This window comes from Caballeronia sp. INDeC2, from assembly GCF_023631325.1.
GTDB lineage: Bacteria > Pseudomonadota > Gammaproteobacteria > Burkholderiales > Burkholderiaceae > Caballeronia.
Window position 1 is genome coordinate 73,101 of record NZ_JALQDG010000042.1, and the last position, 22,373, is coordinate 95,473.

Consider the following 22,373-nt stretch of genomic DNA (forward strand, 5'->3'; position numbering starts at 1 on the left):
ACCATCGAGAGGGGAACATCGTGGCATTGTCGATCGACGAACCCGCGCCTCAAGTGCGCCGCCTCACGCTGAATCGCCCCGAACGCATGAACGCGCTCGACGGGCCGACCTTGAAGGATCTCAACGACGCGGTGCGCGACTGCACCGCGGCCGCCGGCGAGATCAAGGTGCTCGTGATCCAAGGCAGCGGCCGCGCCTTCTGCGCGGGCAACGACCTCAAATGGCTCGCGAGCGGCGTGCTCGCCGACCGCGCCGCGCATATGCGCCATCAGGATCTGATGCAGGACACCTATGAGCGCCTGGAGTCGGCGCCGCAGATCGTCCTGGCCAGCGTCAACGGCTATGCGGTCGCGGGGGGCTTCGAGCTGGCGCTGGCCTGCGACCTGATGATCGCCGATGAAGCCGCGCAACTCGGCGACGAACACATCCGCCGCAATCTGCTTCCGAGCGGCGGCAGCTCTCAGCGGCTGCCGCGCAGGCTGGGCTTGCAGCGGGCAATGTATTACCTCGTTACGGGCCGTCGCATGACGGGCCGCGAAGCCGCGGACATGGGTCTGGCCGCATTGGCCGTTCCATCCGTGCAGTTGGAAAGCGCGACGCTGCAACTGGCGCAGGAAATCGCACAGGCCGACGCGCTCGCGCTGACATCGATGAAGCAGATGGCCCACCGTGCGATGGAACTGCCGCTCTCCGACGGCCTGCGCTACGAGCGCTGGATGCAGCACCGCTATCGCACGCAGTCGCCATCGCTGGAGGCGGGTGTGAAGGGCTTTGCGGGCGCGGATAAAGGCTGAGCCGATACGGCGAGAGCGATGGACCGCTCCCGCGCGTGGACAGCTCAACGCTCGATGGCGCACATGCTCATCAGCTCCGCGGCTTTCATGGCCGGGTCCATCGCACGCAATGCGGCGAGCAGCTTCCGGGCTCGATCCGCGCCGAGCACATCGACCGTGAGTTCCATGAACTTCGCGTCCTGCTCGTGTTCGGGCATGGGATTCGTATCGGTGCCGATCGGGTCTTCCACGAATACATGCTCGGAGGCGCCGTTCTTGAAAGTGACGGTCACATCCGCGACGAACTTGCCGCGGTAATCCCTCTCCAGCGCCGGTTCCCCGGTGATGCGGATGCTGCGCGCCATATCGATCACGCGTGCCATATCGACCTTGCCCGCGAGATAATCGCGATGGACCGGATAGCCATTGCCCAAGCCTGACAGCGTGAAGGCCGCCTGAATCGGCAGGCTGAACTGCACATGTTCGATGTTCCTGGGCTCGTAGGCATTGGCATTCGCCGTGCCGACGACGACGTTGAAGTGAGGCGCGATTTTCAGATGCACGTCGGCAATCTCGTCGCGGCGCGCTGAGAACAGACGCAACGCGTCGATGTACGCATGCGTGCAGTAGCAGGCGCAATAGGCCTTGAGCCAGACGGTACCGATCTCGAAAGGCCGATCCGGCGCAAAGCGTTGTTCGGCGGCTTCGCCCGCGGGACGCTGCAGGAAGGTGCGAAAGAACCCCTTGTTTCCACTGAGGAACGCGCGCGGTCCTGTGATGCCGGCGCGGGCCATGTCGGCGGCCGCCATGCCGTTGCGCGTACCGATGCCCGCGTGAATGCGCTTGATGGACCCGCCCGTGGAGCTATATTCGGTCGTGCCCGATACATGGCTCAGCGCGATCGCCAGCGCTTGCAGCGTCGTCTCGGCGTCGAACCCGCGGAGTTTGGCGGCGACCGCTGCGGCGCCGAAGTTGGACAGCGTGCCGTGCGGATGAAAACCGCGTTGCAGCAGATCGGGTGCGGCCAGCAATCCGATGCGTGCGTAGACTTCGTAGCCCGCGACCATCGCGGTGATGACTTCCTCGAGCGAAGAGCCGAGCTCCTCGCCGATGGCCAGCGCGGCCGGAATCACGCAGCTGCCAGGATGACTGTAGCTGGGACCGTGGGCATCGTCGTATTCGAAGCCATGTCCGTACGAACCGTTGACGAACGCGGCATCCATGGCGCTCATCGTCAGCGACGAGGCGCTGACGCGGCTCTTACCCGATCGCTGCTGGGTGGTGATGTACTTCAGCAATTGTTCGGACCACGGCATCTTCGAGATACCGATCTGAACCGCGAGCTGGTCGCGCATCAGACGGTTGATGCCAGCGTGCGCGCGCGCGTCGAGATGCTCATATTTCAGATCCTGGATAAACCGCACCACTGCCTGTTCCAGCGGCGGGCAATCGGATGGGGTGTGTTGTGAGGCGGGCACAGCAGTCTCCTTGGAGTGATGAAGGTCCGTGATTCCGGTGCGAACGGTGCCACGATGTATTGAACTCGCCGCTGCGCGCCGACGCAATGCGCTGTGTGCGGACGTTCCGTACTCTGATGACGCGTCGCCGGCTTCTTTCACTCGACTCTTGTATAAGACATAAGACATAAGACATTTGACGACGCCATTCGTCTCGATTAAAATGGCGATAAACGCAGTGCCCGGAACAGCCTCGGTGTGTCTGAAAAGCCTTTCCCTGAAACGCAATACAACGGTCCCCCATGCTTGAAAACTTTCGCGCTCACGTAGCCGCACGCGCCGCGCTCGGCATTCCTCCCCTGCCGCTCACTGCTCAGCAGACCGCCGAACTGGTCGAATTGCTGACGAATCCGCCCGCGGGCGAAGAGCAGATCCTGCTCGAGCTGATCACGCATCGCGTGCCCGCCGGCGTCGACGAAGCCGCCCGTGTGAAGGCGGGCTTCCTGGCCGCCGTCGCCAAAGGCGAGACCGCCTGCGCGCTGATCTCGCGCGCCCGCGCCACCGAATTGCTCGGCACGATGCTGGGCGGCTACAACATCCAGCCGCTGATCGAATTGTTGTCGGACGCCGAAGTGGGCGTCGTGGCCGCCGCAGCGCTCAAGAAAACCCTCCTGATGTTCGATCAGTTCCATGACGTCAAGGAACTGGCCGATAACGGCAACGCCAACGCGCGCGCCGTGATTCAAAGCTGGGCCGACGCGGAGTGGTTCACGAGCCGCCCGGAAGTGCCGCAAAGCCTGACCATCACCGTCTTCAAAGTGACGGGCGAAACCAACACCGACGACCTGTCGCCGGCCCCGGACGCGACCACCCGCCCCGACATCCCAATGCACGCGCTGGCGATGCTGAAGAACGCCCGTCCCGGCATCGCCCCGGAAGAAGACGGCAAGCGCGGCCCGGTCAAATTCATCGAATCGCTGAAGGAAAAGGGCCATCTCGTCGCGTACGTAGGCGACGTGGTCGGCACCGGCTCATCGCGCAAGTCGGCCACCAACTCCGTGCTGTGGTTTACGGGCGAAGACATTCCCTTCGTCCCCAACAAGCGCTTCGGCGGCGTGTGTCTGGGCGGCAAGATAGCCCCGATCTTCTACAACACGATGGAAGACGCCGGCGCGCTGCCGATCGAGCTCGACGTGTCGAAAATGGAAATGGGCGACGTGGTCGAGCTGCGCCCATACGAAGGCAAGGCATTGAAGAACGGCGAAGTGATCGCCGAGTTTCAGGTCAAGTCCGACGTGCTGTTCGATGAAGTGCGCGCCGGCGGCCGTATTCCGCTCATCATCGGTCGCGGACTTACCGCCAAGGCACGCGAAGCGCTGGGTCTGCCCGCGTCGACCCTGTTCCGCCTGCCGCAGCAGCCTGCCGACAGCGGCAAGGGCTTCTCGCTGGCACAGAAGATGGTCGGCCGCGCGTGCGGCATGCCGGAAGGCCAGGGCGTCCGTCCGGGCACGTACTGCGAACCGAAGATGACCTCGGTCGGCTCACAGGACACCACCGGCCCGATGACGCGCGACGAACTCAAGGACTTGGCGTGCCTGGGCTTCTCGGCCGACCTCGTCATGCAGTCGTTCTGCCACACCGCCGCTTATCCGAAGCCGGTGGACGTGAAGACCCACCAGACCCTGCCGAACTTCATCAGCACGCGCGGCGGCATCGCGCTGCGCCCGGGCGATGGCGTCATCCATTCGTGGCTGAATCGCATGCTGCTGCCCGACACCGTCGGCACCGGCGGCGACTCGCACACGCGCTTCCCGATCGGCATCAGCTTTCCGGCCGGTTCGGGCCTCGTCGCCTTCGCGGCTGCGACCGGCACCATGCCGCTGGACATGCCGGAATCGGTGCTGGTCCGCTTCAAGGGCAAGATGCAGCCGGGCGTGACCCTGCGCGATCTCGTCAACGCGATCCCGCTGTACGCCATCAAGCAAGGCATGCTGACGGTCGCCAAGCAGGGCAAGAAGAACATCTTCTCGGGCCGCATCCTCGAAATCGAAGGTCTGCCCGATCTGAAGGTCGAGCAAGCGTTCGAACTGTCGGATGCTTCCGCCGAACGCTCGGCCGCCGGTTGCACGGTGCATCTGAACAAGGAACCGATCATCGAATACCTCAACAGCAACATCACGCTGCTGAAGTGGATGATCGCGCAGGGCTATCAGGACCCGCGCAGCCTGCAGCGCCGCATCACCGCGATGGAAGCGTGGCTGGCCGACCCGCAACTGCTGCAACCGGATGCCGATGCCGAATACGCAGCCGTCATCGAGATCGATCTGGCCGACATCCACGAGCCGATCGTGGCCTGCCCGAACGATCCGGACGACGTGAAGACGCTGTCCGACGTAGCCGGCGCGAAGATCGACGAAGTGTTCATCGGCTCGTGCATGACGAACATCGGCCACTTCCGTGCGGCGTCGAAGCTGCTGGAAGGCAAGCGCGACATCCCGGTGAAGCTGTGGGTGGCGCCGCCGACCAAGATGGACCAGAAGCAGCTGACCGAGGAAGGGCACTACGGCGTGTTCGGCACGGCCGGCGCACGTACCGAAATGCCGGGCTGCTCGCTGTGCATGGGCAATCAGGCACAGGTGCGCGAGGGCGCGACGGTCATGTCGACGTCGACACGTAACTTCCCGAATCGTCTGGGCAAGAACACGAACGTGTACCTCGGCTCTGCGGAACTGGCGGCGATCTGCTCGCGTCTCGGCAAGATTCCGAGCAAGGAAGAGTACATGGCCGACATCGGCGTGCTCAACACGGACAGCGACAAAATCTACAAGTACATGAACTTCGACCAGATCGAAGACTTCAAGGAAGTGGCCGACACCGTGCAGATGTAAGCGCGATGTCGGGCTACGGCGGGTTGTTTCTGTCGTAGCGACACGCAATGGCGCCGCGGGCTGAATGCCTGCGGCGCCATTTTTTTTGACGCAGCGCGGTAGCGGCTGGATCGCATATCCCTTTCCCTCAGCGATTTCAACATCGTTCCATATGACCGAATCGGACGCCGAATCGTTCGGTGCGCCGACGGTCGCAACTGGGAAACGTTCGGCCATGCGCAAGTTGCACACGTCTTGCCTCGATGATGGCGGCTCCCGATTAAAAGTCCAAGCTTGCGACGCTTGAGTCGGGCATCTGCGGCCTGCTCCTGGTCCGTCGTGCTTACATCAACGACCGGCTGTCGTGCACAGTTGAGCACTGGAAAGGATTCATCTCGGCGTAATTTAATTAATACGATTTCCTAAATAATTATCACCGGTCCTAAATGCGGCCACAGAGTCCCCAAGCTCCGAATCAAAACACAAAGCGCCACCCCCCCAGGCCTTGCGCGCACATTTGCCGCACCCGCCAAGTGTCGCGCTCTAACGACGCAACGGTCGGCCCACCTTGAGATTGCGAATCATTTGCAATAAGATGCGGGGCGATTTAACACCTGCCACGCGAAGCGTTTTTGCAGAAGCCCGAGCCTTTCAATATCAACGAATGAAGATTTCGAAGAACGTCCGTCCCGCATCGTTTGCTCCCCGTTCCCGTCTCAACCCCTCCATTCTCGGCGCCGCGCTTCTCACAAGCGTCGGCCTTGCGCTATCGACCATGCCGTCGCACGCCTGGGCGCGGGACGCGACCCCGGATGTCACCGCGCTTCCAGCCATCACCGTGAAAGCGTCGGCGGACAGCGAAGCGACACAAGCCGATAGGATCAGCGCTGGCGCACTCGGCACGCACAAGCAAGTCGATACACCTTTTTCGACCCACGTCGTGACCAGTGACGAAGCTCAGGATCTGTTCGCGAACACCGCCAATGATCTCTTTCAGTACGATCCGGCCGTGTCGATCAAGAGTTCGAACGCAGTCGGCGAGAATTCGATGTTCAACGTGCGCGGCATGCCGATCGACACGCTGAACAGCATCAAGGTCGACGGTCAAAGCTTTCCGTCCTGGGACACCGATCTCTCGCTCGAACCATTCGAGCAAGTCGAACTGCTAAAGGGACTATCCGGCTTCATGTATGGATTCGGCGCGCCGGGCGGCATCGTCAATTACGTGCTCAAACGCCCGACCGACACGCCTTATCGCAGCGTCTCGGTGGGCTATCAGTCGGCGGGTGTGTTCAGTGAAAAGCTCGATGTCGGTGGCCGCTTCGGCAAGGACGATCGCTTCGGTTATCGCTTCAATCTCGTCAACGAAGATGGCAATACGGCCGAGGCGAATGGCCATCTGCGACGGCAGGTTGCATCGGCGGCGCTCGATTTCCGTATCACGCCGGATCTGACCTGGTCCGTCGACGCGTTCTATCAGAAGCGCAAGCAGGAAGGCACGATCTTCGGCCTCATGTTCGGCGCGGGCGGCATTCCGGACGCAAGCAGCGCCACGCATGATCTGTCGCAACCGCAAAACTACTATCAGGTAGAGATGGCGTCGTTCGGCACGGGTCTCGACTATCGTCTCTCAGAGAACTGGCATGCGAGCCTGAAGTATCGATTCGCGAAGGAAAACCGCACGAATTCCGATAGCTTGCTCTATGTGTTCAATAATGCCGGCGACTATTCGAACACGCTCTACGCTGCAATGACGCGCTACTTCTATCAGAACGTCGATGCAATGGTGGAAGGCAAATTCAATACGGGCAGCGTGAAGCACGATGTCGTCGTGGGCGCGGGATTCCAATCGCAAGACACCGAGTACGATAACAGCGAAGGCTGGAACGTAGGTTATCCGCTCGGCACGGGCAACATCTATAGCAGCACGTTGCTCACGAATGCCGATGTGCACATCGGCGAGAATTTGTATCAGCAATCGCGGACCACGCAGGCCGCCGTCTATGCGAGCGACACGGTGCAATTCACGTCGCGCATATCCGCGCTGCTCGGCTTGCGCTACACGCAGTTTCACCAGTTCACCTACGATCCGGCTGGCCTGACGACCGCGAGCTACAGTGCATCGCCGGTTACGCCGACCGTGGCGTTGATGTACAAGACCGCCCCGTATTCGACGCTCTATGCCAGCTATGTCCAGTCGCTTGAACAGGGCGGTTCGGCGGCCAATACCAACGTGAATTTCCCGGCGACTTTCGGTCCGCTGCGAAGCAAGCAGTATGAGCTCGGCTTCAAGACGGACCATAGGAAATGGGGCGCCAATCTCGCGTTGTTCCGTGTCGATCAAGGTTATTACTACACAAACTCGGCCAACATCTTCGTGCAGGATGGCACCAAGCGCTATACGGGCGTCGACGCGAGCGGCTGGCTCCAACTCGCGCAGGACTGGCGCGTGATGGGCGGTGTAATGTGGCTCGACACGAAGGCTGTCGATATCGACGATCCCGCTATCGAAGGCAAGCGGATCTTTGGTGCGCCGCGTTGGACTTTGACGGGGCGCGTCGAATACAACCCGTCGTTCATGCGCCGGCTCACGCTCGCGTTCGGCGGCCGCTATGTAAGCGACATGGCAGTGGACGCCGCCAACACGCAATTCGTGCCGGCTTATGCGATCTACGATCTGAGCGGTAAATACGAAACGCGCATTGCCGGCAAAGATGTGACGTTCCGCGCCGGCGTGAATAACCTGTTCAATCGCCGCTACTGGACGACGGCGTGGGGCTACTACGTCAGCCCTTCGGCGACACGTACCGCGGTGGCGAGCGCGACGTTGCAGTTCTGAGCGCGCTTACGAATCGACGCTATAGGGGAGCCGTTAAGAACGGCTCCTTTTTTTCATCGGCGTTGACGCGATGGGCCTCACGTGAGTACCGTTGCAGTATCTTGCGGATACACGGCAATCTGGAGCGATCAGTGAAGAAAATCCTCATCATCGGAATCGGTGCAGGCAATCCGGAATACGTCACCGTTCAGGCGATCAACGCGATGAACCAGGTCGACGTCTTCTTCGTGATGGACAAGGGCGTATCGAAAGCGAAGCTCATCGAGTTGCGCAGGGAAATCATCGAACGATACGTGAAGGAACGCGATTATCGGATTGTCGAGGCAACGAGCCCGGAACGTCAGCGAGACGTCGCGAGCTATGTCGATGCAGTCGAAACGCTGAACCACGAGAAGCAAGCCGTGTTCGAGCGTCTGCTCGAAGAAGAACTGCGTGACGGCGAATGTGGCGCGTTTCTCGTGTGGGGCGATCCATCGCTTTACGACAGCACGATGCGCATCGTCGAGGCCATCGCCAGGAGCGGTCGGCATCAGTTCGATTATGAGGTCATTCCGGGCATCAGCAGCGTTCAGGCGCTCGCGGCGAAACATCGTGTCGCACTCAACACGATTGGGCGCGCCATCGAGATCACGAACGGCAGAGGCATCGCGGAAGGGTTTCCGAAGAATGTCGATAGCGTTGTCGTGATGCTCGATGCCCAGAATGCGTTCCGACATGTTGCAGACGAAGATGTCGATATATTCTGGGGCGCATATATAGGCACCGATGACGAGATCCTGATCGCGGGCGAATTGCACGAAGTGATGGACGATATCGCACGCGTACGCGCCGAGGCACGCGCCCGCAACGGCTGGATCATGGACACGTATCTACTCAGGCGACGAACGCAGCCGAAGGATTGAACGCGATCACACGGAGCCTCGCAACATCTGCGCGGCCGCGACCATGTTTTTCAGCGCCGGAATGACTTCCTCCCACTGACGTGTCTTCAAACCGCAATCTGGATTCACCCACAAGCGCTCAGCCGGGATACGCTCCGCCGCCTTCTTCATCAGGTTGACGATGTGCTCCTGGCTCGGGATATTCGGCGAATGAATGTCATATACGCCCGGACCGATCTGATTAGGGTATTTGAAGTTATCGAACGCATCGAGCAATTCCATATCGGAGCGCGACGTTTCAATGGTGATGACATCGGCGTCCATATCCGCGATCGACGCGATGATGTCGTTGAATTCCGAATAGCACATGTGCGTGTGAATCTGCGTCTCGTCCCGTACGCCGTTGGCCGTGATGCGGAACGATTCGACCGCCCAGCGCAAGTACTCTTTCCACTGCGAGCGGCGCAGCGGCAGGCCTTCGCGCAGCGCGGCTTCGTCGATCTGAATGAGGCGCACGCCGGCCTTCTCGAGATCGAGCACTTCCTCGCGAATCGCGAGCGCGAGTTGATTACACGACACCGAACGCGGTTGATCGTCGCGCACGAAAGACCAGTTGAGAATCGTCACCGGACCGGTGAGCATGCCCTTCATCGGCTTGTTCGTTTGCGATGCGGCGTACTTGATCCACTCGACGGTCATAGCCTTGGGGCGGCTGAGATCGCCGAAGAGAATCGGCGGCTTCACACAGCGCGATCCATAAGATTGCACCCAGCCGAACTGGCTGAACGCGTAGCCATCGAGTTGTTCACCGAAGTATTCGACCATGTCGTTGCGTTCGGCTTCGCCATGCACGAGCACATCGAGACCGAGCGCTTCCTGTTCCTTCACGGCGCGTGTGATTTCGCGCTCCATCGCGGCCTTGTAGCCGGCCTGATCCAGCTCTCCCGCTTTGAACCGGCTGCGCGCGTGACGAATCTCGCCCGTCTGAGGGAACGAACCGATGGTCGTCGTGGGGAAAGCGGGCAGGCCGAGAATGGCTGCCTGCTTCTTCGCGCGCTCTTCGTAGGCACTCTGGCGCTTTCCGAGTGCTGCGTCGATGTTCGCGATAGCCGCCTTGACCGCGGGATCGTTCACGCGCGGTGACTTGCGACGGCTTTCGATCGCGGCGGCGTTCGCGGCGAGCGCATCGGCGACCGTGTCGCGGCCGTCGTTCAACGCGCGCGCCAGCACGTCCAGTTCATCGAGCTTTTGCCGCGCGAAGGCGAGCCATGATCTGATCTCGGCATCGAGCTTGACTTCGCTATTCAGATCGACCGGAACATGCAGCAGAGAGCACGACGGCGCGATCCAGAGGCGATCTCCAAGCTGATGATGCAGAGGCTCCAGCCATTTGAGCGTCGCATCGAGATCGCTCTTCCAGATGTTGCGGCCGTTGATCGCGCCGATCGACACGATCGCGGTCTCGGGCAATTGCGCCACGACATCATCGATCTCGTCGCGTGCGTTGATCGCATCGATATGCAGACCGTCCACCGGCAGCTTGCACGCGAGCGATAGATTGTCCTGCAATTGCCCGAAGTACGTTGCGAGCAGCAGGCGCACACGCCGCGCCGACAGCGCGTCGTAGGCGGTGACGAACGCATCGCGCCATGTCACATCGAGTTCGGTGACGAGCGCGGGCTCGTCGATCTGCACCCAATCCACGCCCTGTGCCGCGAAGTGATCGAGCAGCGCGGCATACACCGGCAGAATGCGCGGCAGAAGGGCGAGTTTGTCGCTCTCGTCCTTCGCCTTGCCGAGCCAAAGATATGTCACCGGGCCGATGATGACGGGCTTCGCATTGACGCCCTGTGCGCGCGCTTCGCCGATCTGCTCGATGATGCGCGATGGATCGAGCGTGAACTGCGTGTTCGCATCGAACTCCGGCACGATGTAGTGGTAGTTCGTATCGAACCACTTGGTCATCTCGCCAGCCGCGACGCCTCCGCAGCATGCAGCGTGATCTTCTCCATCCTCGGCCGAACGCCCGCGCGCGACGCGGAAATAGTTGTCCAGCGTATCGCCATGAAAGCCGCGCACGCGCTCGGGCAGATTGCCGAGTGTGAAGCTCATGTCGAGCACCTGATCGTAGAACGCGAAGTCGCCGACGGGCACGTAGTTCAAATGCGCCTGATCCTTCCAGTGACGCGCACGAAGCTCGGCGCCGGTCGCCTTCAGCGCATCGCCCGACGATTCGCGCTTCCAGTATTTTTCGAGTGCGAACTTCAGTTCACGCTTCGCGCCGATGCGCGGGAATCCCAGGTTATGTGTCGTGGCCATCGTGCAATGTCGTCCAGAAAGAATAGATCGATGACGATGATAAAATTTTCGACGTATGAATAAAAATGGATTGTTTTCATACATCGATTAACTTTGTTCATGGAACACGCGATGCTGGAACGCAGTCATCTGATGGTCGTGCGAGAAGTCGAAAAGCAAGGCTCGCTAACCGCCGCAGCCGATGTGCTGAATCTCACGCAGTCCGCCCTGAGTCATACGGTCCGAAAGCTGGAGCAGCAACTGGGCACGCCGGTGTGGACGCGGGAGGGACGCAGCATGCGGCTCACGCAGGCGGGGCATTACTTGCTTGCCCTCGCGAACCGCATGTTGCCGCAGTTCGAACAGGCGGAAGTCCGCATGAAGCAGTATGCGCAGGGCGCGCGCGGCACGTTGCGCATCGGCATGGAGTGCCATCCGTGTTATCAGTGGCTACTGAAGGTCGTGTCGCCTTATCTCGCGAGCTGGCCCGATGTCGACGTGGATGTGAAGCAGCGCTTCCAGTTCGGGGGCATCGGCGCGCTTTTCGGCTTCGATATCGACGTACTCGTCACCCCTGATCCGCTGAAGAAGCAGGGGCTGCGATTCACCCCAGTGTTCGATTATGAGCAGGTGCTGGTCGTCACCGAAGACCATGCGCTGGCTTCCGAGGCCTATGTAATGCCGGAGCAGCTTGCATCCGAAGTGCTCATCACCTATCCGGTCGAAACGGATCGGCTGGATATTTACACGCGCTTCCTCACGCCGGCAAACGTGGTGCCGCGACGTCACAAGGTGATCGAAACCACGGACATCATGATGCAGATGGTGGCGAGCGGACGGGGCGTGGCGGCATTGCCGCGCTGGCTCGCGGAAGAGTATGCGGACCGCATGCCGATCACTCCGGTCAAGCTCGGCAAGAAAGGCATAGCGAAGAAGATATACCTCGGCGTGCGCGAGGCCGATCGGTCCATCGACTATCTTGCGGCGTTCATCGCGTTGGCGCGTGACGCGGATTGGGCGCGGGCGCGTATTCGGGCGTGAAGTCTATTTATCCGGCATGAAGAGCGCCCAACGACTGCATCACTTGCAACGTCATACCCACGACGATGAACATCGCGCCCATGAAGAGCCTGACGCGACATCGCCACGCGCCTACAGACAGGTCGTGCATCGATATTCTCCGTTGAATCCGAGGTGCGGACGTGCCAGCGCACCTCGGGAACCATGAAGTGTTTTGTCGCTAAGCGAACGCGCTGCTCATATGAAGCGTGCCATTCACGCCTGCAGGGAAGAAGCCTCCTTGCGATACCGCACCTTTGTTCAGATAAACAATGTTGAGCACATCGTCATAACTTCGACTGAATGCGATGCCGTTGTTATCGAGTGGAACGATATTGGAGATTTGCGTGTTCGCACCCGCGATTCCCTGATCGACGTCGCTCGAAGAGTCGAGCGAATCGCGTGCGTCTGATATCGCTTGCGTCGCATTTACGAGACTGGGCGTTTGAATGCCTTTGGAATAGAGCACAGTTCTGACAAGTCCCGCATGATAGGCCTCGGCAGCGAGGATGCCGGCCGCCGCCTCGAGATAGGTCTTGTTGGTGATGAGCGGCGAAGCGCCCTTGTACGCGGTCACGCCGACATCTTCGAAGATGAAGGCGCCGAGCAGGAAGTTGTTATCGTTGAGATACGGATTGAATGCGGTGCCCGCGGGCGCAAGCCCCGCCGCTTGTGCAGCGAGAGAAAAGGCGCCGTTAGGGTCGGTCCCGCCCACATCGAGCGCCGGCATGGCGACGGCCGCGCTGCCCAGCGCCGTACGCAGAAACGCCACGTGCTCGAGTTCGTCCCTTGCGATCTCGCGCGCGTAGGCTGCAACGACCGGGTCGGAGAACGTCACCTGCTGACCGGGGATAACCTTGCCGGGCGTTCCGGATCCGCTCATGAGATTCGCGGGCAGACCAGCGCCTGTTGTCGCGTAGGCATAGAACGTCGCTTCGAGATACTCGAGATTCAATGCGAAGTTGAGTATCTCCGCGTCGGTCGGACCCGTCGCTGCATTCGCAGAGTCGCCGGACCCGCCGCCACACGCGCCGAGAATGGTCCCGCCCACGAGGCCCAAGCCTAGTCCGCCTGCGCTGCGAAAAAATTGGCGTCGCTTTGCGCGGCGCTCGACGCGTTTATCAAATACATCAGTTATCGAAGTACCGGTAGCCATGTCCGTCTCCTGGAGGTCGTTCAGGTGGACGGCGTCGAGCCAAGCACTCGCGCGTTGTCTGGACGCCGCGAGAGCGGGAAGGTTTGCCCGATATGACTGTGCTAGCTGCGCTGGCCACTCTCATCTGCTGTACGTTCAGCGGACCGGCATCAGATTCGAAACGAAACAGATTCTTTCACTTGGGCCCCGCGTTTCGCCATGTGTTACCGGAAGCGAAACTGCGAACCGGAAATCTCGACTGTCTGGAATGTGCAGCGCCGTGGATAAGACTCACATGTCGGCGACAGAAGCGCCCTCTACTTTTCCATCGACGATATCTTCGCCTCGTTGACGAGCAGCGCGCCGCGCATTACCGAAGTCGGCAAACACGTCTTGCCGATCGAGCTTGAAGACCCGGCTCGTTCCAGCGTCCCCCGATGTCTCCGGGCGACAGATGCGAATCGCGACATCGTAACCTTCGGCATAGCGCGAATGCCTGTCGAAGCGGCTGAATGCGCGCGAGAACACGAGGGGATGAAGTTCGAAGCCCTTGTAAAGAAGAGGCGGGAATGCCGGCATGATCGTCTCCTCGAGATTGGAGGTCCACTATACCCGCAAAGCGGGTTGGATCGCGCAGTTATCGTCGTCGATGTGAACGCCCGCGTGGGCGTGAAGATCGTGCGTAGATATCCGGCGCGGAAAGACCTTGACGGTCTTCGGAGCAAGGCGTAGTTTTCTTGATGAAGTCTTCAAGAAGCGCGATTGCTGCTCATCATTGACCGCAGCCTGCGGTGTTCGTTGTCCTCTCCCTCCTTGATCCTTTATTGCGGGACCCATTTCGCGGTCCCATTTATTCGTTCGTCTTCAGGAGAGTTTCATGGATACCGGCACCGTCAAATGGTTCAACGACAGCAAGGGCTTTGGATTTATCACGCCCGACAAAGGGGGCGATGATCTCTTCGCGCACTTCTCGGAGATTCGTTCCGAAGGGTTCAAAACGCTCGCTGAAAACCAGAAAGTCAGCTATGAGACGAAGAGCGGTCCCAAGGGTCTGCAAGCTGCGAACATCACGCCGATTTAAATAGCCTTGCTGCCGGTCCTGCAAACAGAACCGGCAGTTTCGTGTCTCAGCTATCACACTCGATTGAGTTGGTGGATAAGGAAGCCGAATGATGAGTTCCACGCGTGGTAGGATGGCCCACCACTACTGGAGTTTCAAATGTCGCGCATGTTGAAAGTCGGAAGCCATGAATTCCACGTAGTAGTTCAATCGCTCGCCGCTGGTGGCTTTACCTACGCATGTGTCGACGTAGATTTGAGCGGCCCGAACGTCACCGAGATTCGTTACGACAGTCATCTTCGCTTCGAGACTGAAGATGAGGCCTACGAAGGCGGCTCAGCGCACGCGCGACGCCAGGCGGTGAGGATAAAGCGCTAGCATCGCTGCGCGAACGGCGAAAGAGCCCGGCTTGCTCTTACAAATGATGTCTCGCCTGCACACGAGACCGCGCGTAACCTGTTTGCTTGCATCGACGACGCGGAGGTCGCCATGTGGAACTGCAAGCACTGCAAAGTCGATGTATCACGGCAGATAGCGCATCCAGCCATTGATAGCCTCGGGATACATTTCGTATGCCCATCCTGCTTTAAACGTAATTCACTGGTTGGAGCGGGGAGAGGTAGCGTTCGTTTGCAGCAAGCCACTGCCGCCGACGATTCGTCTGTGAATCGCCCGTTCCTTCGTTCAAACGGCGACCTTTTCTTCCGACAGAAGATCCATAACAAGTACTTCCAGATCCAGCTCACACGCGACTGCCTCGATCGTGTTTTTGGCTCGGACGGATCGGTATCGCAGGACACCGAAGTCCTGCGTGTGAACCTGAAGCACATCATCGGCATCGCGGCTCAGAAGCTGAGGGATGGCTCTCACTCACCGATCAAGGTACTTTGCGCCGACTTTGGGCTCGCGTGATACGTGTCGTACGAGCAAAAACTTTTCAGGCGATCTAATCCGTCGACGAGACATAACGCCACTTCGCGGCGTTGACGTCGATGCGCGCATCATCGCGCAGTCGCTTTTCGGCGCGATCGATTTCCGCCTGGCGCAGGGCTTCGACGCGAGCCTTTTGCGTCGCCGTAAGGTCCTGCTTCCTGAACGGTGCCGCCAGGTCAGCGGGGGTTCGCTTTAGCATGTCGATATCCGAAAAAAGGTTAGTGATCGCGAGCGTGCGCCGCATGGCGAAACAAAGCAAGAACTATCGTCGGAGCGTCGACGGCCGCGTATCGCTAGACTTGCGTTCGAGCCAATTAAATAGATCGCGACAACAAGCGAAATTACGCCCAGAATAGGCCCGATAGCGGCCCATTCCGTGGCCGCCCAAACAGGGGCGAAAAATGGCGAAGGGTCAAATGCGAAGTAATCGCGAGGCGAAAAAGCCCAAACAAGCCAAGAAAGTGGCATCCCCAGTAGCCGATCCGTTCAAGATCCCCGTTCCCAAGACTACGGGTTCGTCGAGCGCCGCGAAAAAGAAATAGCCCCTGCGGTAGAAACTGCGGCTCTTAATCTGACATTCGGGTTATTTGACTTGCAGCGCGCATTTCTGCAGATCGTCTTTTTGGAGCGAAAAGTTGGCTAGGCCTCTCCACGGCGTGACGCAATGAGCGCCCCGCAACGTCTTACCGTCCGACATCGAAGCGCATATCGCTATTCCGAGCCGGTGCGCTTCGGGGAGCATCGCATGATGTTCCGTCCGCGTGCGAGTCATGATCTACGGCTTCTTAGTACGCAGCTAACGATTACCCCGACGCCCGAACGACTGCATTGGCTGCATGACGTATTCGATAACTCAGTTGCGATTGCAACTTTCTCGGGCGAGGCGTCGGAGCTGGTCTTCGAAAGCGAAGTGACACTCGAACACTTCGAGGCGCCGCTGCCCGATTATTCGCTCGAAGCGTACGCGTCGAAGTGGCCATTCGTGTACACCAACGAAGAGGCATCGAATCTCGTTAACGCGCGAAGCCGGCAAGTCGTCACCGACGATGTCGACACATGGGCGCGACGTTTCATCGGATCCGGCGGATCGACCGACACGATGGCCTTGCTGCGCAGCATGACGCTCGAGATCAAGAACAGCTTCAAGTACACGCGGCGGGTCGAGAAGGGCGTTTATCAACCCGCCGAAACGCTAAGGCTCGGCAGCGGCAGTTGCAGGGATTTCGCGGTGCTCATGATGGATGCCGTCCGCTCTCTGGGTCTTGCGGCCCGATTCGTGAGCGGCTATATCTTCGTGCCCAACCACGACACCACGTTAGGCGGCGGCTCAACGCATGCATGGCTGCAAATCTATCTTCCCGGTGCAGGCTGGGTCGATTTCGATCCGACCAACAGCATCATCGGAAACCGGCATCTGATTCGTGTGGCTGTCGCCTGGAATTCGGAGCAGGCGTTGCCGCTGTGGGGAACGTGGCATGGCGAAATGCATTCGTTCCGCAGTCTCGACGTAGACGTGAGCGTGACCGAAGATAGCTGAAGTCGCCGATCGTTTGCCACGAAGAACCCCTTCGTAATGACCAACTGAAACTGCCAATGATTTGCTTTCGTCAAAGCATTCGTTGGCGATGTGCGCGTCGACCCTTAGCATCGGATGCCAGAGATGATTCCAGTCTCGTGCGCTTTCCAGGAAGACTCCATGCGATACAAGGGATACGACGTGGCACCGTCCGCACATCCGTTACCGAGCGGCCTGTATGCGGCCAATCTGATCATCGAGAGCAACACGCCGGCGAGCGGCGCGTCCTTCACGTTCGATGCACTCGACTACTTTTTCGAGCCCGATCACGCCATCGCGTATGCGGCGCGTTGGGCCCGGCTTTGGATCGATCAGCGCAGCAAGTCTAGGCGCGTCGGCTCCTGAAAGAACGCACGCAGCTCAAGCGAGATCGGGCGGCGCAGCCTTGAGCACATCGACGTGCTTCGGTATGAGGCCGAGCTCGACGAACGTATCGGCGATCTGCTGCTGTTCGCCGATGATGTTCCGCGTAATCACCTCCGTGCCGAACACTTGCCGGCTCACTGCGAGCTCGACAACGGGCTTAGGCAAGCCCCAAAGCCGCGCGAGTTCGCTCGCGAGTTCATCGGGATGCTGCTTGCCCCACTGATCGACCGCCTTGATTTCCTCGATGAGGATACGAATCACATCGGGATTCTTCGCCACATAACGCTGCGACGAAAAATAATAGGCGCGATTGCCGACGACGCCGCTCGCATCCGCGACGATGCGAGCATTCAACGTCTTCTGCGCCGCTGCAAAGAACGGATCCCAGATGACCCACGCATCGATGGCGCCGCGCTCGAACGCGGCGCGCGCATCGGACGGAGCGAGGAAGGCCAGTTCGACATCGCCATACTGAAGACCGTGCTGACGCAGCAGCTTCACGAGAAAGTAATGAACGTTGCTGCCTTTGTTCAACGCCACGCGCTTGTTCTTCAAGTCCGCCACCGTTCTTATCGACGATTGCGCCGGGACGATCACCGCTTCCGATTGCGGCCGCGGCTGCGTCGCCGCGACATACGCGAGCGGCGCACCGGCGGCCTGCGCGAAGATCGGCGGTGCTTCGCCGACATCGCCGAAATCGATCGAGCCGACGTTGAGCGCTTCCAGTTGCACGGGACCGGCGGAGAACTCCGTCCAGCTCACGGCTACGTTGAGCGGAGCCAGCCGTTTCTCCAACGTGCCGCGTCCCTTGAGCAGGTTCAGATAGCCTTTCTGATTGCCGATACGAAGCACGCGCGCCTGGCCTTGCGCGCCCTGCTGCGCAAAGGCTACGGGCATCGTGCCGAACGCGGCGGCGCTTGCCGCAACGCGCGCGGAAAGGGACAGGAAAGCACGACGGTCAGCGGCGGTTATACGTTTGGACATGACGATGATCACGCGTATTCGAGGAGCCTCAGATGCTAGAGCGAAGGCGCATGCGCACCAACGTAGCGATGAAGATAAGGCTATCGCTGCCAGCCTGCTTTCGAACTGAAAAAAACTTCGTTCCCTTGTCCGCGCCGCGCCGCTAGCATGCGTGCCTCGTCATCGCACGGCGTAACGAACAAGGAACACGGAACACACAGATGAAAACAAAGACCTGGGGCGCGGTGCTTGCGGCACTGCTGGTAGTCGCATCGAATGCCGCGCATGCGGATCGTCTGGACGACATCAAAAAGGCGGGCGTGCTGCGCGTCGCGGCCTTCGACAGCAATCCGCCATTCGGCTTCGTCGATCCGAAGGATAACCAGATCGTCGGTCTCGATGTCGATTACGCTCGCGCCGTCGCCAACAGCCTGGGCGTGAAGCTCGAAGTGCAGCCGACCAATCCGGCCAATCGCATCGCGTTCCTGAAGTCGGGCAAAGTCGATCTCGTCTTCGCCAACTTCACGATCACCGACGAGCGCAAAAAGGAAGTCGATTTCAGCACGCCGTACTTTGCATCGGGCACGCAGTTCATCGCGAAGAAGGGCGTGCTCAAGTCGCCTGATCAGATCAACGGCCTGCGCATTGGCGCGGACAAGGGGACGACCAACGAACAGCAGGTGCGCGCCAAATTCCCGAGCGCGACGATCGTCGCTTATGACGATACGCCCTTCGCCTTCGCCGCATTGCGCACGGGCAACGTGCAGGCGATCACGCAAGATGGGCCGAAGCTCGTCGCGCTGCTCGCGCGCGTGCCGGACAAGGCCAGCTATGAAATCCCCCCCTTCACGATCTCGAACGACTACGAAGGCGTCGGCGTGCCGAAGGGCGAGACGCGTCTGCTCGACGCCGTGAACGGCACGCTCACGAAGCTCGAAGCGGATGGCGAAGCGACGCGCATCTACGACAAGTGGTTCGGACCGAAGAGCGCCGCGCCGCTGCCGCGTCTGTTCAAGATCGGCGATCCGCAGAAGAACGGCTGAGTCACGTCTTTTGCGTGGATGCTGTCTTCGCTTCCCGCTGATCGATCATGCAAACCTGGCTTGAACCGAAGTATCTCGCGTGGCTGGAGCAGGGCTTCGCCGTCACGCTGATGCTGTCTACGTGCGCGGGCCTCTGCGCGACGCTGCTCGGGTTCGGGCTGGCCGTCGCGCGCACGTCGCGAAGCGGCGCCATCGCGCGCGCCGCATCGCTCTATGTCTTCGTGTTCCGCAATTCGCCGCTGCTCGTGCAACTGCTGTTCTGGTATTTCGGTGCGGCTGCGTTGCTGCCGTCCGGCTGGATGACCTGGCTCAACACGCCGCATGCGGTGAACCTCGGCATCGTCACGTTGCGCTGGCCGAGCTTCGAACTGGTTGCCGGTTGGGTGGGGCTGACGTGTTATACGACGGCGTTCATCGGCGAGGAGTTTCGCGCCGGGATGCGCGGCGTGAGCGTGGCGCAAGAGCAGGCCGCGGCCGCGCTGGGAATGGGCCGCTATGCAACATTGCGTTACGTGATCCTGCCGCAAGCGTTGCGCATCGCGACGCCGCCGCTTGCAGGGCAATACATGAACGTGGTGAAGAATTCATCGCTCACGATGGCGATCGGCGTCGCCGAACTCTCCTACATGTCGCGTCAGGTCGATACGGAGACGTTCAAGACCTTCCAGGCATTCGGCACCGCCACGGTGTTCTATGTGCTGACGATCGCGGTCATCGAGGTGGCGCTGGTTCTCTGGCAGCGCACGGGCGTGCGCGCGTTCCAACGGGGTCATGCTTGAGCGGGTTCGACTGGCTTCCCTCGTTGCGCTATCTCCTGCTCGGTGCGTTTCCTGCCGGGCCATTGGGCGGCGTCGCACTGACGATCGCGCTCTCGGTCAGCTCCGCGCTCATCGCCGCGATGATCGGCCTCGCGGGCGGCATCGCGCTCGCCATGACGCGCGGCGTCGCGCATCTCATGCTGATCGCAGTGGTCGCGTTCTTTCGCGCCATTCCGGTGCTGATGCTGATCTTCTGGACCTTCTTCCTGATGCCGATTCTGCTGCACGTGAACGTGCCCGGCCTCGCGACGGTGGTATGCGCGCTCGCGCTGATCGGCGGCGCATATCTGTCGCACTCGGTGCATGCGGGCATCGTGTCGATCGGCGAAGGGCAACGGCAGGCGGCGCTCTCGCTCGGGCTGACGCGCTGGCAGGCGCTGCGCGAAGTGATCCTGCCGCAAGCCGTGCGCGTGATGATGCCTTCGTTCGTCAATCAATGGGTGTCGCTGATCAAGGATACGTCGCTTGCGTATATCGTCGGCGTGCCGGAATTCACTTTCCTCGCGAATCAGCTCAACAATCGTTTGATGGTCTATCCGGCGCAGATCTTCCTCTTCGTCGGCTTCGTCTATCTGATCCTCTGCGGCGCGCTGCAAGGGCTCGCCGGCGGGTTGCTCGGGCGTCGCAAGACGGGGCGGCTTGCGGAATGACATGACGCGCCGCGTGCAATGCATCGCAGAAAAGCTCGTTTGTGAAACGGTTCGCGGCGGCCTAGATTGAAGCCATTCGTGTATCGAAGGAAGCCGATCATGCCGCAATACCTGACGCAGTACTGGCACATCCTCTCCGGCAGAATTGACGCATCGCGCGAGCGCCGTTTGCTGCGCGAGGGCCGACGCGCGATGCAAGCATGCGCCTGCACGACGACGCGACACGACGATGAGGCAAGCCACGCGGAGCGGCTCGAATACATCGCGTTGTTCGCGCAGGCCGGGTACTTCAACATGGGCAACGCCCTCGATCAGTTCCAGCCGCCGCCCTTCTGAAGCGCCGGGGTGGTCCTGCAATTCCGCGCATATGCATATCAGCATTCGATAGTTAGCGTGTCATCCGCGCGTCGCTAGACTCGGCGATTCACAGCGGACCCGGCGCCGGCGCTGCGAAGTCCTCGTGCGCCGCGTCTCGAATGACATGCTGCTTCGGAGTGCACGATGAGTCTCGATGTCTTCTGGTTCCTGCCCACGTCCGGCGACACGCGCTATCTCGGCGTGTCCGATTTCGGCCGCGCGCCGACCAATGCCTACATGCGGCAGATCGCCGTCGCCGCCGATGAACTCGGCTACGACGGCCTGCTGATTCCCACCGGCAGCAGTTGCCTCGATCCGTGGGTGACGGCCGCGAGCCTCGCGCCGGTCACGCGACGCATCAAGCTGCTGGTCGCGTTGCGCACGTCGCTCGGCAACGTCACCGCGTCGGCGCGACAGGCCGCCACGCTCGACGAAGCATTGGGCGGCCGGTTGCTGCTCAACGTGGTGCCCGGCGGCGATGCGACAGAACTCGCCGCCGATGGCGTCTTTCTCGATCACGCGCAGCGCTACGAATACGCCGACGAATTCCTCCGCGTGTGGCGGCAACTCTTCACGGGCGAATCGATCGATTTCGACGGCAAGCACGTGCGCGTGCGAGGCGCGAAGAACTTCCACGAGTCGGTGCAGAAGCCTTATCCGCCGCTCTATTTCGGCGGTTCGTCGGAGGCCGCGCACGAGATCGCGGCCGAGCACGTCGATACGTATCTGACCTGGGGCGAGCCGCCCGCCGCCGTTGCCGCGAAGTTCGCCGATGTGCGCGAGCGCGCCGCGCGCCGTGGCCGCACGCTGCGCTTCGGCGTGCGCCTGCACGTGATCGTGCGCGAGACGAACGAGGAAGCGTGGGCGGCTGCCGACTCGCTGATCAGCCGTCTCACCGACGAGGACATCGCGCAATCGCAGCAGAACTTCGCGAAGATGGATTCGGTCGGTCAACGCCGCATGGCGGAGTTGCACGGCGGGCGGCGCGACCAGCTCGAAATCAGCCCGAACCTGTGGGCGGGCGTCGGACTTGTGCGCGGCGGCGCCGGCACGGCTTTGGTCGGCGACGCACAGACAGTGGCGGCGCGTCTGCGGGAATATGCGCAGGCCGGCGCGGACAGTTTCGTGCTGTCGGGCTATCCGCATCTGGAAGAGGCGTATCGCTTCGCGGAACTGGTGTTTCCGCTGCTGCCGGGCAAGGGGCGCGTCACGACCGGCGCGCGGCAGACGGGCGGCGCGTTCGACGTGCGAGCGGGTCGGGACCCGAGGTGAAGAAGCGGCGTGTGCCGTCGTAAGGG

General features: G+C 60.7%; 21 protein-coding genes and 1 pseudogene. 16 read left to right on the forward strand and 6 right to left on the reverse strand.

The features are described 5' to 3' along the window. Nucleotides 1–20: 20 nt before the first annotated feature. Nucleotides 21–794 carry an enoyl-CoA hydratase/isomerase family protein gene (locus NCS28_RS27520; RefSeq protein WP_250516944.1) on the forward strand — a complete coding sequence of 258 codons (774 nt, stop codon included), beginning with the start codon at nucleotides 21–23 and terminating at the stop codon, nucleotides 792–794. 44 nt (nucleotides 795–838) lie between these two features. Here NCS28_RS27520 and NCS28_RS27525 read toward each other — a convergent pair whose 3' ends face one another. Then, complete coding sequence (locus NCS28_RS27525; RefSeq protein WP_250517232.1) at nucleotides 839–2,251, reverse strand: MmgE/PrpD family protein; 1,413 nt, start codon at nucleotides 2,249–2,251, stop codon at nucleotides 839–841. Between the two features lie 281 nt (nucleotides 2,252–2,532). Here NCS28_RS27525 and acnB point away from each other — a divergent pair, with 281 nt between their 5' ends. From acnB to cobF, 3 genes are all read left to right on the forward strand, one after another. Beyond that, nucleotides 2,533–5,118, forward strand: a complete 2,586-nt coding sequence (gene acnB, locus NCS28_RS27530; protein WP_250516945.1) for a bifunctional aconitate hydratase 2/2-methylisocitrate dehydratase — start codon at nucleotides 2,533–2,535, stop codon at nucleotides 5,116–5,118. A 643-nt stretch (nucleotides 5,119–5,761) separates the two neighbouring features. Continuing rightward, nucleotides 5,762–7,936, forward strand: coding sequence for a TonB-dependent siderophore receptor (locus tag NCS28_RS27535; RefSeq protein WP_250516946.1), 2,175 nt, complete (start codon nucleotides 5,762–5,764; stop codon nucleotides 7,934–7,936). A gap of 131 nt (nucleotides 7,937–8,067) precedes the next feature. After that, on the forward strand, nucleotides 8,068–8,838 hold the full coding sequence (gene cobF / locus NCS28_RS27540; RefSeq protein ID WP_250516947.1) for a precorrin-6A synthase (deacetylating): 771 nt from the start codon (nucleotides 8,068–8,070) through the stop codon (nucleotides 8,836–8,838). A gap of 6 nt (nucleotides 8,839–8,844) precedes the next feature. Here the strand turns inward: cobF and metE are convergent, their stop codons facing one another. Continuing rightward, entirely contained in the window at nucleotides 8,845–11,136 is a 2,292-nt protein-coding gene (gene metE, locus NCS28_RS27545; RefSeq protein ID WP_250516948.1) for a 5-methyltetrahydropteroyltriglutamate--homocysteine S-methyltransferase, read from the reverse strand. A 111-nt stretch (nucleotides 11,137–11,247) separates the two neighbouring features. Between metE and NCS28_RS27550 the strand changes: the two genes are divergently transcribed. Then, nucleotides 11,248–12,156, forward strand: a complete 909-nt coding sequence (locus tag NCS28_RS27550) for a LysR family transcriptional regulator (RefSeq protein WP_250516949.1) — start codon at nucleotides 11,248–11,250, stop codon at nucleotides 12,154–12,156. A 199-nt stretch (nucleotides 12,157–12,355) separates the two neighbouring features. Here the strand turns inward: NCS28_RS27550 and NCS28_RS27555 are convergent, their stop codons facing one another. After that, entirely contained in the window at nucleotides 12,356–13,330 is a 975-nt protein-coding gene (locus tag NCS28_RS27555; protein WP_284506172.1) for a ferritin-like domain-containing protein, read from the reverse strand. A gap of 270 nt (nucleotides 13,331–13,600) precedes the next feature. Continuing rightward, nucleotides 13,601–13,888: a hypothetical protein gene (locus NCS28_RS27560; protein WP_250516951.1), complete on the reverse strand. Its 288-nt coding sequence runs from the start codon at nucleotides 13,886–13,888 to the stop codon at nucleotides 13,601–13,603. Between the two features lie 298 nt (nucleotides 13,889–14,186). Here NCS28_RS27560 and NCS28_RS27565 point away from each other — a divergent pair, with 298 nt between their 5' ends. The 3 genes from NCS28_RS27565 to NCS28_RS27575 all read left to right on the forward strand — a co-directional run bounded on the left by NCS28_RS27565 (nucleotide 14,187) and on the right by NCS28_RS27575 (nucleotide 15,281). Then, nucleotides 14,187–14,390 (forward strand): cold-shock protein, encoded by a 204-nt coding sequence (locus tag NCS28_RS27565; RefSeq protein WP_250516952.1) that lies wholly within the window; start codon nucleotides 14,187–14,189, stop codon nucleotides 14,388–14,390. Between the two features lie 138 nt (nucleotides 14,391–14,528). Continuing rightward, nucleotides 14,529–14,747: a hypothetical protein gene (locus NCS28_RS27570; protein WP_250516953.1), complete on the forward strand. Its 219-nt coding sequence runs from the start codon at nucleotides 14,529–14,531 to the stop codon at nucleotides 14,745–14,747. Nucleotides 14,748–14,858: 111 nt separating this feature from the next. Next, nucleotides 14,859–15,281: a hypothetical protein gene (locus NCS28_RS27575; protein ID WP_250516954.1), complete on the forward strand. Its 423-nt coding sequence runs from the start codon at nucleotides 14,859–14,861 to the stop codon at nucleotides 15,279–15,281. A gap of 34 nt (nucleotides 15,282–15,315) precedes the next feature. Here NCS28_RS27575 and NCS28_RS27580 read toward each other — a convergent pair whose 3' ends face one another. Beyond that, nucleotides 15,316–15,546, reverse strand: a complete 231-nt coding sequence (locus tag NCS28_RS27580) for a hypothetical protein (RefSeq protein ID WP_250516955.1) — start codon at nucleotides 15,544–15,546, stop codon at nucleotides 15,316–15,318. A gap of 420 nt (nucleotides 15,547–15,966) precedes the next feature. On the opposite strand from NCS28_RS27580, the pseudogene NCS28_RS27585 reads away from it, so the two are divergent. The 3 genes and pseudogenes from NCS28_RS27585 to NCS28_RS27595 all read left to right on the forward strand — a co-directional run. Then, nucleotides 15,967–16,209: pseudogene (locus tag NCS28_RS27585) on the forward strand (transglutaminase N-terminal domain-containing protein); the annotation flags it as partial. Nucleotides 16,210–16,212: 3 nt separating this feature from the next. Next, a complete protein-coding gene (locus tag NCS28_RS27590) occupies nucleotides 16,213–16,839 on the forward strand; it encodes a transglutaminase-like domain-containing protein (RefSeq protein ID WP_250517233.1) in 627 nt (208 codons plus the stop codon). 159 nt (nucleotides 16,840–16,998) lie between these two features. Beyond that, complete coding sequence (locus NCS28_RS27595) at nucleotides 16,999–17,223, forward strand: hypothetical protein (protein ID WP_250516956.1); 225 nt, start codon at nucleotides 16,999–17,001, stop codon at nucleotides 17,221–17,223. A gap of 15 nt (nucleotides 17,224–17,238) precedes the next feature. Here NCS28_RS27595 and NCS28_RS27600 read toward each other — a convergent pair whose 3' ends face one another. Continuing rightward, nucleotides 17,239–18,228 (reverse strand): sulfonate ABC transporter substrate-binding protein, encoded by a 990-nt coding sequence (locus tag NCS28_RS27600; protein ID WP_250516957.1) that lies wholly within the window; start codon nucleotides 18,226–18,228, stop codon nucleotides 17,239–17,241. A 200-nt stretch (nucleotides 18,229–18,428) separates the two neighbouring features. On the opposite strand from NCS28_RS27600, the gene NCS28_RS27605 reads away from it, so the two are divergent. The 5 genes from NCS28_RS27605 (at nucleotide 18,429) to ssuD (ending at nucleotide 22,347) form a co-directional block, all read left to right on the forward strand. After that, entirely contained in the window at nucleotides 18,429–19,250 is an 822-nt protein-coding gene (locus tag NCS28_RS27605) for an ABC transporter substrate-binding protein (RefSeq protein WP_250516958.1), read from the forward strand. A 47-nt stretch (nucleotides 19,251–19,297) separates the two neighbouring features. Continuing rightward, on the forward strand, nucleotides 19,298–20,029 hold the full coding sequence (locus tag NCS28_RS27610; protein WP_250516959.1) for an amino acid ABC transporter permease: 732 nt from the start codon (nucleotides 19,298–19,300) through the stop codon (nucleotides 20,027–20,029). After that, on the forward strand, nucleotides 20,026–20,718 hold the full coding sequence (locus NCS28_RS27615) for an amino acid ABC transporter permease (RefSeq protein WP_250516960.1): 693 nt from the start codon (nucleotides 20,026–20,028) through the stop codon (nucleotides 20,716–20,718). Before NCS28_RS27610 ends, NCS28_RS27615 begins: the two co-directional genes overlap by 4 nt. A 99-nt stretch (nucleotides 20,719–20,817) precedes the next feature. Beyond that, the gene (locus NCS28_RS27620; RefSeq protein WP_250516961.1) at nucleotides 20,818–21,054 is read left to right on the forward strand and encodes a hypothetical protein; all 237 of its coding nucleotides are present in this window, start codon (nucleotides 20,818–20,820) and stop codon (nucleotides 21,052–21,054) included. Between the two features lie 165 nt (nucleotides 21,055–21,219). Then, nucleotides 21,220–22,347, forward strand: a complete 1,128-nt coding sequence (gene ssuD, locus NCS28_RS27625) for an FMNH2-dependent alkanesulfonate monooxygenase (RefSeq protein ID WP_250516962.1) — start codon at nucleotides 21,220–21,222, stop codon at nucleotides 22,345–22,347. Nucleotides 22,348–22,373 lie beyond the last annotated feature (26 nt).